The organism is Cloacibacillus sp., assembly GCF_020860125.1.
Lineage (GTDB): Bacteria > Synergistota > Synergistia > Synergistales > Synergistaceae > Cloacibacillus.
The window spans coordinates 1-17,708 of sequence record NZ_JAJBUX010000036.1 but is presented as its reverse complement, the minus strand read 5'-3'; the positions used below and the strand labels follow the sequence as shown (position 1 = coordinate 17,708).

Genomic DNA, 17,708 nt, shown 5'->3' with positions numbered 1-17,708 from the left:
TGTCATGTATCCTTTGCCCATAAATGCGGTGCGGGCGGCTCATGCCTGTTAGGAGCTGCTTGGATCGGTTCTTGTAAAGCTCGGACAGTCCTATGACTTGCCCGATGGATAAAGCGAACATATTATGTATGACATAAAAATTTTACGAATCAATGGATATTCAACAAACGCCCAATTATTCTAAAGTTCCGAGGTTTCTTTTAGGTAATTTTTATAGTATTTTTGTGTTTTTACGATAGAATTTTGCTCTCAATACAGCACAGCTAATTCGCAATATTGAAAATTTCCGGAATCCTCCTATTGACTTAATCATATGTCTGACATATGATTAAGTCAAATTAAAGGATAAAGTTTTATGCCACGAATAAAAAAGCATACTTGAAGGATGTGAGCCCTTTTGAACGAGCGAGTATCGAAGATCAGGCAGCAGTTACAGGAATCTATTCCAAGCGTCGATATCGTCAGGGCGCGCGTTTATACAAAGGTACACCGTGAATGGCGTGCGCTTCCTCTTATTACAAGAAACGCGTTGGCTCTAAAGGAACTTTTTGAGACAATGCCAATCGCTATCCATGAAGACGAACTGATCGTTGGGGCACCGACGGTGGAGAGACGCGCCGCTCAGGTCTTTCCCGAGATCCAGTCGGGATGGCTTGCCGACGAACTTGAGGGGCTGGGCACGCGGGAATGGGACCCGCTGGCGCTTACGCCTGAAGACAGGCGGGAGCTCGAGGAAACGATCATTCCCTTTTGGCAGGGCCGTACGATCAACGAGAGGATTTTCCAGCAGCTTGGAGACGATACGAAAAATTTCCTCTATATGAACCCTGATGAATATCCGCGCAAGCCGAGCTGTTTGGTCGATAACTTCTCACTATTGGAGAAGGGTATCGGTACGACGGTGCCAAATTATAAAGTCATGCTGGAAAAGGGCGCGAAGGCTCTGCTTGCGGAGGCGGTAGAAGCGCGGTCGAAGCTGGATCCTACGGATACGGAAAATATCGACAAGATTGTTTTTTATGAGGCCGCGGAGACCGTATTGAAGGCGTTTATGCGCCTTGCGGAACGTTATGCCGATCTTGCCCTCGCCCTCGCCGCCGAGGAAGAGAGGCCGGGGCGGCGTGCGGAGCTGCTTGAGATAGCCCGCATCTGCAGGAAGGTGCCGGCGGAACCATCGGATAGTTTTCATGAGGCACTGCAGTCTTTCTGGTTTACGCATATGGCGGTTCGGATAGATTTGAGCGGGCATTCGCTCTCTCCCGGCAGATTTGACCAGTATATGCGGCCCTATTATGAGAACGATGCCTCACTTGGCGAAACAAAAAAGGAACGTGCTCTGGAGCTGCTGGAGCTCCTTTATCTTAAATTTTCAGAGCTGATGCTGCTGGTGAGCACCCCGACGTCACGTCATTACGCCGGCGTCCCTCAGTGGCAGAATCTTAACGTCGGCGGAGTGAAGCCGGATGGCACCGACGCTACCAACGATCTCTCCTATCTCTGCATAGAGGCGATGTCGGACCTTGCGATCGTACAGCCGGATATCTCCATCAGGGTACATGAGCATACGCCAGAAAAGCTTTTACTGGCCGCCTGCCGCCTCTCCCGTCAGGGAACCGGACATCCGAAATATTACAATGACGAACTCATCACCCTCTCCATGACCTCGCGCGGCCTTTCCATTGAGGAGGCGAGGAATTTTTCGATCATGGGCTGCGTGGAACCGCGCGCTTACGGCGAGGGCATTCATCTCACGGGGGGTCACGTTAATGTGCCTATCGCGCTTGAGCTGGCGCTTAACAACGGCGTTTTCCTTTTAACGGGTAAAAAAATCGGCGTTGAGACCGGTGATCCCGCAACCTTCGATACCTTTGACAAACTCTGGAACGCATTTAAGATCCAGCTTGACAACATGGTAAATCACCTTTTCATTATCGACGCCTATGCTGAGCGCGCCTATGTCGACCTTATTTCCACCCCGTTCCTCTCCGTCATTACACCGGATTGTCTGGGGCGCGGACGCTCGCTTCAGCAGGGCGGCGCGCGTTATAATTTCGGCCCCGCAGTCAACCTTTTCGGCTGTACCGACACCGGGGACTCTTTGTACGCGATCAAGAAGGTCGTCTATGAGAAAAAAGAGATATCGCTCACGGAATTAATCAAAATCCTGCGCAAAAATTTTGAGGGACACGAGGATATACGGCAGTATCTTTTAAACAAAGTGGACAAGTACGGAAACGATATTGACGAAGTCGACTACATGGTTCGCGACGTCGCCCAGACGGGAAACGACGCCGTCATGCGCTACCGCAATATTTTCGGCGGGCAGGCGGACGGCGGGATCATACCGGTCACTTCAGGGATTGCCTTTGGTTTGGTGGCTGGAGCCCTTCCCTCCGGGCGTAAAAGCGGCGTAGCCTATGCCGACAGCGTATCGCCGATGCCGGGAATGGATGTGAACGGTCCGACCGCGGCTTTGAGGTCCGTCGGAAAGATGGATCTCGTAAAGCTGAAAAACGGCACGCTGCTTAACATCAAGATCAATCCGAGCTGTGTTAAGGACGAAGCCGGTCTGCGCAAATTCGCGGATCTCATCCGCGGCGCCTTCAACGACAAGGTCTGGCACGTCCAGGCTAACTGTGTCACGGCGGATACGCTGCGGGCCGCGCAGGAAAAACCGGCCGAATATAAAGATCTTCTTGTTCGTGTGGCGGGATACAGCGCCTACTTTGCGAATCTTCACAAAGAGGTGCAGGAAGATATTATAAAGCGGACTGAGTTCTCGGAGCTGTAGGGACGGGCTGACAGACGTTGAAAACGGCGGTGCTCTTTAACATCCAGCGATACTCACTCTTTGACGGCCCCGGCATCAGAACGGTCTTTTTTTTCAAAGGCTGCCCGCTCTCCTGCCAATGGTGTGCGAATCCGGAATCCCAATCTCCGGCGTACGAGGTCGCCTTTGAGGAGAGAAATTGTATCGGCTACGGAAGGTGTAATGTGAGCTGTCCTGCCGCCGCCGTTGTCTCAGGAAAGATTGACCGGTCGAAATGCACGCGGTGCATGACCTGTACGGAGGCGTGCCCCTCCGGGGCGCTGGTACGTTACGGGAAGGAATATACCGTGGATATGCTTCTCGAAACCGCCCTTAAAGACACGTCCTTTTACCGAAGTTCAGGCGGCGGCGTCACTTTGAGCGGAGGGGAGCCGCTTCTTGATGGGACCTTTGCCCGGTCGCTGCTTGAAGCCTGTAAAAACGAGGGGCTCGATACCGCGATTGAGACCTGCGGCGCCGTACCATGGGAAAATTTTTCAGATGTTTTAGATTTTGCAGATACGATTTATTTTGATGTGAAACATGTTGACGATAAAAAACAGATGGCGGGTACCGGCTGTGAGGCGGCGGGCATTCTGTCCAACCTGCGCAGGCTGGCTGAAAAACGGGATCGGGTCGTCATTCGCTTTCCCCTCATCCCCGGCTTTAACGCCGCGCATGAAGATGCGGCGGCGATCGCGGACTGGATTGCGGAGAACATACCGAAGACGCCGGTCGAGCTTATGTCCTATCACCGCTATGGAGAAAAGAAATATGACGCACTTGGCCGTGAATATGCGATGAAAGGGGTCCCCGTGCCCGCGGATGAAGAGGTCGCCGCGGCGCTGTCTATTTTTCACAGCCGCGGCATAGACTGCAAAAAGCTGCATTAAAAGCCGCGGTATTGAGAAAAGCTTGGATCAAAGGTTAAGAACGGCAAAAATAAAAACAGCAGGGAGGTTTCAGAAAGTGGCAAACAGGAAAAAAGTTTATGTAGCGCTGACGTTGCCGAAGATACTTGCCGAGATGCTCGAACGAGAGTACGAAGTCGAAGTTTATGACCGCAAAGGGCCGATTTCAAAAGAGCTTCTCGGCGAAAAAATGCGTACCGTGGACGCGGTCGTCGTGAGCGCGTCAATCGCGGTCCCCCGTGACGTTATTGAGAGTGCCGGGCCTTGCCTTAAGGCTATCGTCAATTATGGCGTCGGGTACAATAACATCGATGTCGAGGCTGCGACGGAACGAAAGATCATGGTGACTAATACTCCCGATGTCCTCACCGACGCCACCGCGACCTTTGCCTGGTGTCTGATGCTCGCCGCAGCGAGAAGGGTCGGCGAAGGAGACCGGTTCATCCGCAGCGGCAAACCGTGGAATCTTTCTCCCTGCGATTTCTGGGGACGGGATATCACAGGCCGGACGCTGGGCGTTATCGGCACGGGGCGGATTGGTACAAGCTTCGCCCTGAAGAGCAGAGGGTTCGACATGAAGATACTCTACCACGACGTCGCACGCAGCGAAACTTTGGAAAAGCTGGGGGCGAATCTTGTCAGCAAAGAAGAACTCTTAAGAGAGTCGGACTTTGTATCGCTTCATGTGCCTTACATTCCCGCCACGCATCATTTGATTGACGCACGCGCGTTTGAGATTATGAAGCCGACGGCTATTTTGGTAAACTGCGCCCGCGGGCCCGTCGTCGATGAAAAGGCGCTGGTGGCGGCGCTGAAAACGGGACAGATCTGGGGGGCCGGACTTGACGTGTATGAGAACGAACCGGTCGTCTCGCCCGAACTTTTAGAGATGGAAAACGTTGTGATGGCGCCCCATATCGCAAGCGCTTCGCCTGACAGCCGCGAGGGCATGGCCAGGCTCGCGGCGGAAAACTGTATCGCCGCGCTTGCCGGGAAACGTCCCGGCGCGCTTGTAAATCCGGAGGTTTTGGGCTGATCCCATAAATGGGCCATGACAGGCATGATTCCCATGCCGGGTATATGGATATATAAGTTAGTGTTGCTCCCGTAAATGCACAATGACATGTTTAATAAAGGTACTCCCTAATTGTCCCCGGTAATTTTTCCCGTCGTTCTTTCGGGACAGATATTATGTGCTTTCCGCTGTCGTTACTTTGCCGTCCGGCCCGGGACGGCGTAAGTTGACTAAACTCATATGTCTGACATAGGATATAGTTGTCAGAAAGGGGATAGAAATATGTTCGAAAAACTTGACAGTGGAAAAAAGACACATAATGTGATCAAACAAATATTGGAGGCTATTGAAAGCGGCTCGCTGCGGGAAAATGATAAGCTGCCCAACGAGCAGACCTTAGCTCAAACATTCGGCGTCAGCCGCTCGGTCATACGCGAGTCAATGTCTGTCTTGGTCAATATGGGTATCGTCAAAAGACGTCCCGGGCAGGGAACATTTGTGCAAAACGCGGGAGACGCCAGCGTTCCAATCGCATCGACGAAGACCGTACTGTGGTCGTATCTTGAAGAACTTGGCAAGGTGGAGGGATCGATCGAAGCCTTCTTTGCCAGGCTTCTGATCGAGCCGGTGATCGCGGAATATGCAGCCTACAAACTGGACAATAACGATATAAAAAAGCTGGAAGGGCTTTATCAGGAGATGGAAGAGGCCGTCCGTACGAAGGACGTTGAACGGTACCATGAAGCGGATCTTCAGTTTCATCTTTATTTGGGAAAGGCCTCCAAGAATAGCGTCCTCTCCGGTATTTTGAAGGACATCATCGAGTCTATCGGTTTCGAGCACTGGGATTCGGAACGGATCTGGCGGGAGGAGAGCAAGCCGTTTTCCAAGAGTTTGGAGGGGCACAGGGAGATACTGGATCTGATGGCTAAGGGGGAAGTTGAAAGAGTAAGGGAGAAAGTCGAGGAGCATTTGAAATTGTCGTTTTATGAACATATGAGCTGACCGCTCATATTAATCTCCACGGAGGTGATTTTTGTGAAGAAATCTTTGGTTCTCGTATTAGCAGTTTGTTTCTTTGCCGCCTGTTTTGGCACCGCTTTTGCCGCCTATCCGACACGTGACATAACATTGATCGTAGGAGCCACTCCCGGCGGGGCTACGGATACGATCGCACGTCTGCTCTCCTCTCAGATTCAGAAAAATACGGGAAAATCAGCCATTGTAATGAACCGTACCGGTGGCGGCGGCGCGATTGGGCAGACATACGGCTCAACGGCCCGCAAAGACGGATATAACGTTACGGTCATCACGACGGAGGCCTCGACGATGCATCTGGCGGGAACGGCGAAGTATTCATTCCGCGATTTCGAGCATGTGGCGCTTATCGCGACCGCTCCGGCTGTTCTGGCGGTGAAGTCTGATTCTCCCTTGAAAACATACGAGGATTTCTTAAATGCCGTTAAGAAAGATCCTGATAAAGTCAAAGTCGGCGCACTGGCGGAGGGCTCCATCTGGAATCTTGCGCTGCGTCTTATCGAAAAAGGTTCCAATGTCAATGTCACGCCCGTCCCCTATGACGGCGGTGCGGCGGCGATTACCGCGGCTCTTGGCGATCACGTCGCCGCGGTGGCGTGCGGTTTCTCCGAGATACTTCCCTTTGTGCAGGATGGGCGTATGCGTATCCTCGGGGTGACCAGCGCGGAGCGCCAGGCAGCCTGCCCCGAGGCGCCGACATTTACCGAACAGGGATGTCCCGCGGTGATCGGAGCGTGGTGGGGCATCGGCCTTCCCAAGGGGACGCCGAAGAATATCGTTGACGATGTGACCGCGGTCTTCCAGCAGGCGATCACCTCGCAGGAGACGCAGGCATTCCTCAAAGACCGGGGGTTCAAGTACAACAACCGCAAAGGCGCGGAATTCACAAAATGGCTCAACGAAATGGACCCGGTATTTAAAAAAGCCATACAGTAACCTTTCACTGATACAAATCCCTTGAACATTATTGGCCCTTCTCTTCTCCGAGGAGAAGGGCTTTTTAAGAACACACACACTTGGAGGTGAATTGTTTTGAAAAACAAAGAGACCTTTATTCCAATTGCGTTTATATTAGTCGCGCTTTCTTTTCTGTACGGAGGTATCCAAGTCCAGGCTGCGGCACCAAACGCCGGACGTTACGGGCCAAGCTTCTTCCCCAACCTGTGTGCGCTGCTCCTTTTGGCAAGCAGCCTCCTGGAGCTGATTGCCCTGCGGAGAAAAAAGCCGGCGGAGTCTTCTCAGAAAGAAAAACTTCCCTTTCGGCTGCTCCTGCTCTTTGCCCTCTCTTGTCTCGTCCCTGTTTTACTTTGGGCGATAGGGTTTATCGCGACGGGGCTTATTGTAATTTTCTTCTTTTGCACACTGATTCGGATACCCTGGCCTAAGGGACTTTTACTGAGCAGCGGTATTACGCTGACAGTTTACTGTTTGTTTTACATGGCTCTTAAGGTTCAGCTGCCGCAGGGGCTTTTTTAAATTTCAGGGATGGAGGTATTACGATGTTCAGCGGTCTGCTAGAAGGTTTTCAGAGTTTTTTCACGTTTGACATGATTCTCCTGACAGTCGTCTCCGTGGTGGGCGGATATATTGTCGGTTTTCTGCCCGGGCTGACCGCGACGATGGCGGTAGCGATCCTAGTCCCGCTCTCCTTTTCCCTTTCCGCGGAGCAGGGGCTGCTCATATTGGCCGCCGTCTTTATCTCAGCGGTACAGGGTGGTTCCGTCAGCGCTATTCTCTGGAATACGCCGGGAACTCCCGCCTCCGCGGCGCTCTGTTTTGATGGATATTCTCTGACGAAAAAGGGTATGGCGGGGCGGGCGATCGGCATGGCGCAGATATCCGCGTTCTGTGGATTGATGGTGAGCTGGCTTTTTCTTGTTACGCTGTCGCCCATAATTGCGAAGTTTGCGTTGAAATTCAGCGCTCCGGAATATTTCGCGATCAGTGTATTCGGGCTCTCCGTCGTCGCCGTGCTCTGCTCCGATTCGCTCCTAAAAGGCGTTATCTCCGCGCTGCTCGGCGTGCTGACGGCGACGATCGGAATGGACCCGATCAATGGAATTTCCCGTTATACGGGAGATACTCTGATTCTCATGACGGGTATATCATATGTACCGGCCCTTATCGGGCTCTTCGCCATCTCCGAGGTCTTCCGCAACGCAGGGGCGATAATCGAAAATCCTGCCGCACTGACGCATAAAGATGGCGGCAGCAGCAGGATATCGCGCATCCTTCCAACCAAGGAGGATATCAAATACTCAATCGTCACGATTTTTCGCTCCAGTCTGATTGGGACGTTTATCGGCTCTCTCCCCGGGACCGGCGCGGATATAGCCTCCTTCGTCTCTTATGGAGAGGCCAAGCGGTGGGCTAAAAATCCGGATGAATTCGGAAAAGGTGACATCAACGGCGTCGCGGCGCCTCAGGCCGGAGCAAACGGAGTCTGCGGCGGCGCCTTTATCCCGATGCTGACGCTGGGTATTCCGGGGGACGCCGTCACCGTGATTATCCTGGGCGCGCTCATCATCTGGGGGCTGCAGCCGGGGCCGAATCTTTTTGTTGAAAGCTCCCGGTTGGTCAATACGCTGTTCGCGGGATTTTTTGTGGCTTCGATAGTGACGCTCTTGGTGGGGCTGGGGCTGGCCAATCTTTTTGTCAAAATTGACCGTTTGCCAAAAAAATATCTGCTTCCCTGTATCTTTTTGCTGTGCTGTGTCGGTTCGTACACGATCCAGAATTCGATATTCGACGTGTTTGTGGCGTTTTTCTTTGGTATCGCCGGGTTTATTCTGACAAGGTACGGATATCAGGGCAGCCCGTTTGTTCTGGGCATGATCCTGGGACCGATGATCGAGCAAAACCTGCGCCGTTCACTCATCATTTCAAATAACGACCCGCTCATCTTTTTCACGCGGCCGATCAGTTTGACCTTCCTGTTCATTGCCATCATGACCTTCGCGCTCTCTGTGCGGAATCAGCTGAAGAAAGGGCAGATTTAAGAGGGCATGAGAAATATGGCGAATAAAGAGCTTTTATATCGCCATGAAAACTTCCCATGTGTTTGAAATGAAATGGTTTTCCGCTAAATGCTGCGTAAAGAGATATTAACTCTGCGATTGACCGACCCGCTATTTTTGCCCCCACATGTCCCATGTGAGCGGTTGTTATAAACATAAGGCGTTTTCCCTCAGCGTGAGGGCAACACAGATTACCATGACACCGCTTACTGGTGCGGAATTCTCGGAGGATGTCGCGCCGATGGCAGGGAGACGTTTATCCGGTGTGCAGAGAGCTCCCCGCTTATCTGTCCTGAACTTGCGCAGTGTCCGCAATGGGTACGTTATTGTCTCCGATCCTGATTCGTTGACTTTAAAACTTCACGCCAATAAAAATATGGCGCATGGTGCATAAAAAATTTCGGCATATGAAGCCGTATTACATGAGAGAGAAAGCGAGGAGAAGCCGTTGGATTCATCAGTTGGAAATAAAGTTGTTCTAAAATCCTATCTGCTTAACATTAATGGTAATCAGACGCGTGTTGTTTGCAAGGCGGAGGATACCTTACTGACCGTCATACGAAATCACTTGAAACTTACCGGCACCAAGCGTGGATGTGAATGCGGACAGTGCGGCGTCTGTAATGTGATCGTAAACGGGAAGGTCATGCACGCCTGTATAGTGAGGATGAAATCAATCCCTGAGCACGCTGATATCCTGACGGTGGAAGGTTTGGGAACGCCCGATCATCTGCACGCCATCCAGTGGGCGTTTATTGCGAACAACGCGATCCAGTGCGGTTTTTGTACGCCGGGATTCGTCATGGCGGCGAAAGGGCTTCTTGATACCAACCTCAATCCGACGCGGGAGGATGTGCGTAATTGGCTGCAGAAGCACTGGTGTGCCTGCCGCTGTACCGGCTACAAACAGATTGTGAATGCGGTGATGGACGCCGCGGCGGTCCTGCGCGGCGAAAAAGAGATGGAAGATTTCGGACGCGCTTTGAAGCCCGGCGAGCTTATCTGGGGCACGAACTACCCGAGGCCGAGCGATAAGTTCAAAGTGACCGGGACCTGGGATTTTGGAGATGATGCCGGTATGATGCTGCCGCCGAACACGCTTTATGCCGCGCTGGTCCATGTGGATGTAAATCACGCGGAGATCCTGAGCCTCGACATCAAAGAGGCCGAGCGGATGCCGGGCGTGGTCAAGGTCGTCACGGCGGATGACATTTACGCCTTCGGTGGCACGAATAAACTCTTCGGCGCGCAGCATCCAAGCGTGTTATCCGGCAATGGCTGGGAGCGCCCTATACTCTGTGATAAAAAGATATTCATGTGGGGCGACGTCACCGCGGTCGTCTGCGCGGAGACCTATGAGCAGGCGGAGGCGGTGGCCATGAAGGTTCGTGTCGAACTGAAAGAGCTGCCCGCGCTGATGGATGTGGAGGATACGCTTGCCCCGGATGCTCCGTCAATTCACGAAGGTGTCTCCAATGTCTACCTTGAGCGGCGGGTCCGCAAGGGAAAGGATGCCGCTGAAGTCCTTGATTCTCTGCCGCATGTGGTGGAAGATGTCTTTTATCTTCAAAGGCAGCCGCATCTGACGCTGGAAAACGATGTTGGCTTCGGTTACTGGGATGAAGATGGCAACTTGACGATCCAGTCCAAGCACATCTCCATCTATCGCGCGGCCTCCTTTCTCGCGCGCGGTATCGGCATCCCCTCTTCGAAGATCCGCATCATTCAGAACCACACAGGCGCTTCGTTCGGATACAAGCTGGGGCTGACCTGCGAGGGATATATAGCGGCGGCGGTCATCGCCACGGGACGTCCCGTCTTTTGCCGCTATGACACGAAGCACCATGTGACCTATACGCCGAAACGCGCGCCGTTCCTGATGAAGGTCGCCCTCGGCGCCGACGAAAATGGACGTATCCGGGCGATAAATCACAAATCCTGGGTCGATCACGGGCCATATTCCGAATTTGCCCCGGGCCTCGTCGTGAAACTCTGCCATTATATGGGCGCGCTCTACGGCGTTGAAAATGTGAACGGCGTAGGATACGCCGTCTACACAAACCAGAAATGGAACACGGCATTCCGCGCCTGGGGCGCGCCGCAGGTGCATATCGCGCAGGAGGTGGCGGTCGATATGCTTGCGGAAAAGGTCGGCATGGACCCGCTTGAGTTCCGTTACCTCAACGCCATTCACCCCGGGGGGACCTTCCCTCACGGTCATGCGCCGGACGTTTATCCTCTGCCCAAAATGGTCGAAATCCTGCGCCCCCGCTATCATGAGGCCCTGAAACGGGCGAAAGAGGAGTCTACCGAGACCATGCGGAAGGGTGTCGGCGTCGCATTTGGCGTATACAACTCAAATGTGGACGGAGGCGACACCGCCAACTGTGACATCGAGCTGATGCCGGATGGCGGCGTGATGGTCTACAATACCTGGGAGGATCACGGACAGGGCGCCGATATCGGCACGCTGGGGACCGCGCATCGGGCGCTCGTGCCGCTCGGCCTGCAGCCTAACCGTATCCGCCTCTTCCTTAATGACACCTATCGCTGCCCGAACAGCGGGCCGGCGGCGGCCAGCCGATGCCAGGTGATGGTCGGACAGGCCATTATTGACGGCTGTAATAAACTTATGGATGCGATGCGCAGGCCGGACGGGACCTTTCGGACATACGATGAAATGGTCGAAGAAGGTTTCCCAGTTATCTACCATGGGACATATGAGTGCGTGACGCGTAACGCGGACGGAGAGATCGTGCCGGTTAAGGGAATCGACGAAAATGGGCAGGGCATGCCATATGCCTGCTATATGTACGGGCTCTTCATGGCAGAGGTCGACGTTGACGTGACGATGGGAAAGACCTGGGTGTCGAAGATGACGCTGATTGACGATGTAGGCGTCATCAACAACTACGGCGTGGTCGACGGCCAGATGTACGGCGGTTTGGCGCAGGGTATCGGCCTGGCGCTCTACGAGGATTTTGAAGATCCGGCGCGCTATAACAATCTCGTGACGTGCGGATTCCCCTACATCAAGAGCATAACGGATGATATGGAGCTGATCCACATGGAAACGCCGCGCGAATTCGGTCCCTGGGGAGCGTCGGGAGCGGGAGAACTGCCGCTTACCGCGCCGCATCCGGCCATCATCAACGCCATCTATAACGCGGTCGGCGTGCGCGTAAAGCGTCTGCCGGCCAAGCCTGAAAAAATCAAGGCGCTGCTGAGGGAAAAACAACAATAGTGCGGACATAAATATAGAAAATTTTTCAACATATGCGAACCGGGGTGGTTATACTACACAGTAGTATGCCGCCCTTTTTTTCGAAAGGTTCTTAGAAATTTTTACCCCTCTGATGCTTTAGCGCCCTCGAACCATCCCGTCACAACCTCTTTTTTATCTCTCATGAAGAACGCGAGGCAGATGAAGGCCGTGAGGCCGCAGACTGGGTAGCCGGCCCAGCCGCCGAGCGCCTGCATCGCGGTGCCGGCGAAGAAGTTGCCAACCGGCAGCGAGCCCTGGGTGAGGAAGGAATAGACGCTCATCACGCGGCCGCGATATTTGTCGGGCGCGTAGACCTGGAAGATGGAGTTTCCCGCGTTGAGGAATACGAGGTTGAAGAAGCCGATCATCGCCACGAAAAGCAGCGCCAGCGCATAGTTCCAGGCGATCGCCATAAGTACCTGTACCGAAAGGGTCGCGGCGGCTCCCACGAGAAGTATCCATTTTCTGACCCCCTTTTTGGAGAGCGAGGCCATCGTGACGGCTCCGGTAAGCGATCCCGCGCCCGCCGCGGACAGCAGCTTCGTATAGGCTCCCGCGCCCATGCCGAGGACGGTCTTGGCAAAGACGGGGATGATGACCTCGCTGTTCATCGCGAAGGTGCTGACGATGGCGAGAAAGACGGCGTTGAGGTAGAGCGTTTCGTCATTTTTGATGTAGGCCAGTCCCTCTTTGACCTCCTCCAGCATATCCCTCTTTTGGGGAGGGGCGACGCTGTCTTTTGTCTCAATGCGCGTCAGGCTGTAGATGACGGCGAGGAAGCTCAGCGCGTTGATAAGGAAGCAGACGGCGGCGCCGAATTTCACCATCACGATCCCCGCGACGGCGGGGCCGATGATGCGCGCGAGATTGACGATCGATGAGTTTAGCGAAACGGCGTTCATGACGTCCTCTTTGCCGACCAGGTCGGCGAAAAACGAGAGGCGCGCCGGCATGTCGATCGTTGTCGTAATGCCGAGGAAGGCGCAGAGCAGAAGCAGCTGCCAGTATTGCTCGGAGTTGAAGAAGGCCAGCAGCGCCAGCGCGAAAGCCTGCAGCATCAGCAGCGACTGTGTTACGATCAGTATTTTACGTTTGGGGAAACGGTCCACGACCGCGCCCGCAAAGAGTGTGAAGAGGAGCATCGGCAGGAACTGCGCGACGCCGACAAGTCCGACGAGAAATGGCGAGTCCGTCATCGTGTAGACGAGCCAGATGAGCGCCGTGCGCTGCATCCAAGTCCCCATTAACGAGACGCACTGCCCGATCCAGAATATACGGAAGTCCCTGTGTTTCAATGAAGAAAATATTGCTCCCAGCATGGACACGGCTCTTTCTGTAGGGGGCATATGGTGTTCACCATCCCATTCCTTAAATTAACATTCCCATTTTATAACAGCATAGTAGTTATTATAAAACTTTTTTCTGTTTTAAGGACAAAATAAAAGCTCCCTCGCCTAGAACAGGCGAAGGAACTTTTATTTTAGTTTTCAGCCTTTTAACCCCGCGGGTAGAAGCCGCTTGGCGATTCGCTGAGGTTTATCATGATGTTTTTCATCTGTGTGTAGTGCTCGAGTATCACCTTGTGTGTCTCACGCCCTACGCCGCTCGCCTTATATCCGCCGAAGGGCGCGCCGGCCGGTATTGAATTGTAGGTGTTGACCCACATGCGCCCAGTCTCGATGCCGCGGCAGACCCTTATCGCTCGGTTTATGTCGCGAGTCCAGACGGCGCCGCCGAGGCCGTAGGCGTTGTCGTTGGCCATCGCGACGACCTCTTCCTCCGTTTTGAATTTGATGACGCAGGCGACGGGACCAAAGATTTCCTCCTGCGCCACTCTCATATCGTTCGTCACGTCGACCAGCAACGTCGGCGCGTAGAAGGAGCCCTTAGCGAAATCTCCCTCGGCGATGGGATGTCCGCCGCAGGCGATGCGCGCTCCCTCCTCGACGCCCATATCGACGGCGGCCTGGATCTTTTTGACCTGGTTTTTGTCTATCTGGCTGCCCATTTGGGTCTCGGTCTCCCACGGCATGCCGACTTTGATGCTGTTGAAGGCCTTCACCGCGTCGTGTATGAACCGGTCGTAAATATCCTCATGGACGAAGACGCGCGAGCCTGCGCAGCAGACCTGCCCCTGGTTGAAGAGGATGCCTAGCTGCAGTCCGTCCATCGCCATGTCCCATTTGCAGTCGGGGAAATAGATGTTCGCCGACTTGCCGCCGAGTTCCAGCGTCGAAGGGATCAGACGGTTTGCGGCGGCTTTCGCGACATCTCCGCCGACGTCGGTCGAGCCGGTGAAGGCCAGTTTCCTGAATCCTTCGTGCTCCAGCATGAACTGCCCGGCCTTGGAACCTTTGCCGGTGACGACGTTGAAGACGCCCGGCGGCAGGATGTCGCCGATGAGGCGCGCAAGTTCCAGCACCGAAAGCGGCGTGAGGCTCGAGGGTTTAAATACCGTGCAGCAGCCAGCCGCGAGCACCGGCGCGAGTTTCCAGGCCGCCATGAGGAATGGGAAGTTCCAAGGTACGATCTGTCCGACGACGCCGATCGGTTCGCGGAGGATTATCGACATGGTGTTCTCGTCGAGCATCGCCGCGCTGCCCTCCTCGGTGCGCACCGCCCCCGCGAAATAGCGGAAGTGATCGGCTGAGAAGGGAACGTCGATGGCCATCGTCTCTCGGATGGGTTTGCCGTTGTTGAGCGATTCTACCATCGCGAGATGTTCTTTGTTTGCGTCGATCACGTCGGCGATCTTGAGCAGAAGATCAGCCCTTTTGGCCGGGGCGACATCTTTCCAGCTCTTCCATGCCTCCCAGGCCGTACTTACGGCAAGGTCGACGTCCTCCCGCGTTGCCTCCGCACATTCGGCCAGCGTATGCCCGTTAGCCGGGCAGTGGGTCTTAAAGTATTTCCCGTCATTAGACGGCCGCCATTCTCCATTGATAAACAACCCATACTGTTTCTGCAGTTCAGGTTCATTGTTCAGCATATAGATACCCCCTTTATTTTGCGTTTTTGCGTTTCTAAATTAAACGACAAAAAGGCTCACTACATCTTGTAGGATACTAATTAATTCTGAATATTTATTCTAGCATTAATTATAACATTGATTTAAGTAAAAATACTTGCCTAATATGAACTATATTAACTAAAAATAAATCAGTAAAAATGGCCCCCCGGCCGATTTGGCTGGGGAGCCCTTAAGGGATGGGTCGGCACTAGGCCGAAAGTGAGAGGAGGTTCCTGTAATTGGGGTAAGGCATATTTTCGCCAGAAAGGAAAATTTCTATAGAATCTGCCGTCTTCCTGATCTCTTTCATGAGGGGGACGGCTGAATTCACAATTTCGTCAGCGTGCGCGCGCGTCGGCATCGCCGCCATCTTTTCGCGCAGCGCCGCCAGTTCGCGGGTCTTTTCAATGAGCGATATCTTCGCTTCGGCAAGCTTCACGATGATCCTCTTCCAGCTCTCTGTGCCGGGAAGGTCGAAGCCGTCCGCGATGGCGAAGGAATCGCGCTCGAGGATGAGCTGCTTTGAGATGGCGGGAAGTATTCCCTCCCAGACCATGTCGCGCAGTACGGACATCTCTATCTCGATGTTCTTTACGAAGCTCTCCATCTTGATGGTATGGAAGGCCTCCATCTCTTTTTTCGAAAAGACGCCGAGCTCTTCGAGCATCTGCAGCGTCGAGGGTTCCATAAAGAGGTCGATGCCCTCGGGAATAGTATGGGCTTTGACGAGCCCGCGGCGCTCCGCCTCAGCGTGCCAGCCGCCCGTGTAGGCGTCGCCCTCGAAGCGGATATCCTTATTTATCTCGGAGACCTTGCGGATTGTCTTTATCGCCGCTTCGACGGGATCTTCGCCGCCGTTTATGCGCTCCTCAAATAGGGTGAGGAACTCTTCAAGTCCGGCGGCCCAGACGGAGAGCAGCGACATTACCGGCACCGCCATCGCCTGCGAAGCTCCCGGCGCGCGGAATTCAAACTTGTTGCCGGTGAAGGCCAGCGGGCTCGTGCGGTTGCGGTCGCTGTCGAAGGCCACGATATCTGGCAGCTTCGGCAGTCCGAGGTCGAGCGTGCCCTTGGTCTGCTTCACGCCATCGCCGCCGCCGCCCTCTTCGATCGCGCGCAGCATTCCCGCCACGGCGTCGCCGAGGTAGACGCTGATGATATAGGGCGGGGCCTCATGGCCGCCGAGGCGGTACATGTTGCCGGGGGTCGAGATCGAAGCCTGCAGCAGCCCGAAGTGTTTCGCCGTGCCGAGGATGAAGGCCGAGAGGAATGAGAGGAAGATGACGTTCTTCCGGTGGTTCGTCGAGGGCTTCAGCAGGTTGCGTCCCTCGCTGTCCTCCAGCGAGAAGTTGATGTGCTTGCCGCTGCCGTTCATTTCGTGGAATGGCTTCTCGTGGAAGAGAAGGCGCAGCTCATGCTGGCGGGCCATCTTGCGCATTGTCTCCATTATCAGCTGGTTCTGGTCGCAGGCGAGGTTGGCCTCGGTGAACTGCGGCGCGAACTCAAACTGGCAGCGCGCGTTTTCGTTATGGCGCGTCGCGAGGTCGACGCCGAGGCGCGCAAGATCGCGCTGAACGTCCTCCATATATGAGAGGACGCGTGTGGGGATCGCGCCGAAATAATGGTCCTCCATCTTCTGGTCGCGCGGCGGCGGCGAACCGACGAGGGTACGGCCGCAGAAGCGGATGTCGGGACGTTTCTGCGCGCGGGGGCGGTCGAGGAGGAAGAATTCCTGCTCGCCGCCTACCGTCGCGTGTACATAGCGCACGCCGCGGTTGCCAAAGAGCTTCAGCATCTTCATGGCGCGGCTCTCGACGGCCTGCATCGAACGGAGCAGGAAAGTCTTGAGGTCGAGCGGCGAGCCGTCATAAGCGATGAAAACCGAGGGAATACAGAGAGTGCCGCCCTTGCGTGAGCGGATGATAAAGGCGGGGCTTGTCGGGTCCCAAGCGGAATAACCGCGCGCCTCAAAGGTGCTACGCGTGCCGCCGGAGGGGAACGAGGAGGCGTCCGGTTCGCTCTGCATGAGATCCTTACCGCGGAAGGAGTTCAGCGGGTTGCCGTTCTCGTCGGCGGTGAGGAAGGCGGTATGCTTCTCCGCCGTCAGCTCGGTGAGCGGATGGAACCAATGGGCCCAGTGGTCTGCGCCCTTACTGACCGCCCAGTCCTTCATCGCGAGCGCCACCGTATCGGCGATACCGGAGTCGAGCTTCTGCCTTCCCTCCATCGCGCCGACAAGATTTTCAAAGACATCCTGCGGCAGGCGCTGCTTCATCTCCTTCTGGTCAAATACAAGCGAGCCATATATATCTTTCATCTTCTGGTACTCTTTTGTTTCAGCCATGATATAAAACCCTTTCCAATGGGGGATAAAACATACTGATACTTTTATACAACTACTTAAGCATAAAATCAAGCGTATTTTAATGCTTAAAATATCTTTTATTGTGCAGAAATGTAAAAAATATCTCAAATTGTTCAAGCATGAGGAGTTTCTATTCAGAGCGCGCGGTCCATTGGCCATGTTTCACGCTAAAAATTAAAAGTTCCTCTAGGGGTGAACCGCGGGTACGTTTGCCGCTATTTTCTTTGTGGGCCGTTCCAACTATAATATATAAATTGTATTTAAAGTGGAGGAAGTCA

Annotated in this window: 11 protein-coding genes; 8 read left to right on the top strand and 3 right to left on the bottom strand. The window is 54.2% G+C overall.

Features of this window, described 5'->3' with window-relative positions:
- Window positions 1-397 precede the first annotated feature (397 nt).
- The 8 genes from LIO98_RS04570 (at window position 398) to LIO98_RS04535 (ending at window position 12,034) form a co-directional block, all read left to right on the top strand.
- Entirely contained in the window at window positions 398-2,791 is a 2,394-nt protein-coding gene (locus tag LIO98_RS04570; protein WP_291953604.1) for a formate C-acetyltransferase/glycerol dehydratase family glycyl radical enzyme, read from the top strand.
- A gap of 17 nt (window positions 2,792-2,808) precedes the next feature.
- The gene (locus LIO98_RS04565) at window positions 2,809-3,702 is read left to right on the top strand and encodes a glycyl-radical enzyme activating protein (RefSeq protein ID WP_291953603.1); all 894 of its coding nucleotides are present in this window, start codon (window positions 2,809-2,811) and stop codon (window positions 3,700-3,702) included.
- Between the two features lie 76 nt (window positions 3,703-3,778).
- Window positions 3,779-4,756 carry a D-glycerate dehydrogenase gene (locus LIO98_RS04560; protein ID WP_291953602.1) on the top strand — a complete coding sequence of 326 codons (978 nt, stop codon included), beginning with the start codon at window positions 3,779-3,781 and terminating at the stop codon, window positions 4,754-4,756.
- Window positions 4,757-5,017: 261 nt separating this feature from the next.
- Window positions 5,018-5,740 (top strand): FadR/GntR family transcriptional regulator, encoded by a 723-nt coding sequence (locus LIO98_RS04555; protein WP_291953601.1) that lies wholly within the window; start codon window positions 5,018-5,020, stop codon window positions 5,738-5,740.
- A 33-nt stretch (window positions 5,741-5,773) separates the two neighbouring features.
- On the top strand, window positions 5,774-6,709 hold the full coding sequence (locus LIO98_RS04550; RefSeq protein WP_291953600.1) for a tripartite tricarboxylate transporter substrate binding protein: 936 nt from the start codon (window positions 5,774-5,776) through the stop codon (window positions 6,707-6,709).
- A 96-nt stretch (window positions 6,710-6,805) separates the two neighbouring features.
- On the top strand, window positions 6,806-7,249 hold the full coding sequence (locus LIO98_RS04545) for a tripartite tricarboxylate transporter TctB family protein (protein ID WP_291953599.1): 444 nt from the start codon (window positions 6,806-6,808) through the stop codon (window positions 7,247-7,249).
- Window positions 7,250-7,320: 71 nt separating this feature from the next.
- Complete coding sequence (locus LIO98_RS04540) at window positions 7,321-8,772, top strand: tripartite tricarboxylate transporter permease (RefSeq protein ID WP_291953598.1); 1,452 nt, start codon at window positions 7,321-7,323, stop codon at window positions 8,770-8,772.
- A 466-nt stretch (window positions 8,773-9,238) separates the two neighbouring features.
- Window positions 9,239-12,034, top strand: a complete 2,796-nt coding sequence (locus tag LIO98_RS04535) for a molybdopterin-dependent aldehyde oxidoreductase (RefSeq protein WP_291953597.1) — start codon at window positions 9,239-9,241, stop codon at window positions 12,032-12,034.
- 101 nt (window positions 12,035-12,135) lie between these two features.
- On the opposite strand, the gene LIO98_RS04530 is transcribed toward LIO98_RS04535, so the two are convergent.
- The 3 genes from LIO98_RS04530 to LIO98_RS04520 all read right to left on the bottom strand — a co-directional run bounded on the left by LIO98_RS04530 (window position 12,136) and on the right by LIO98_RS04520 (window position 17,409).
- Window positions 12,136-13,401, bottom strand: coding sequence for an MFS transporter (locus LIO98_RS04530; RefSeq protein ID WP_291953596.1), 1,266 nt, complete (start codon window positions 13,399-13,401; stop codon window positions 12,136-12,138).
- Between the two features lie 149 nt (window positions 13,402-13,550).
- Window positions 13,551-15,044, bottom strand: coding sequence for an aldehyde dehydrogenase family protein (locus tag LIO98_RS04525; RefSeq protein WP_291953595.1), 1,494 nt, complete (start codon window positions 15,042-15,044; stop codon window positions 13,551-13,553).
- Between the two features lie 229 nt (window positions 15,045-15,273).
- On the bottom strand, window positions 15,274-17,409 hold the full coding sequence (locus tag LIO98_RS04520; protein ID WP_291953594.1) for a glutamine synthetase III: 2,136 nt from the start codon (window positions 17,407-17,409) through the stop codon (window positions 15,274-15,276).
- Between the last annotated feature and the right edge of the window lie 299 nt (window positions 17,410-17,708).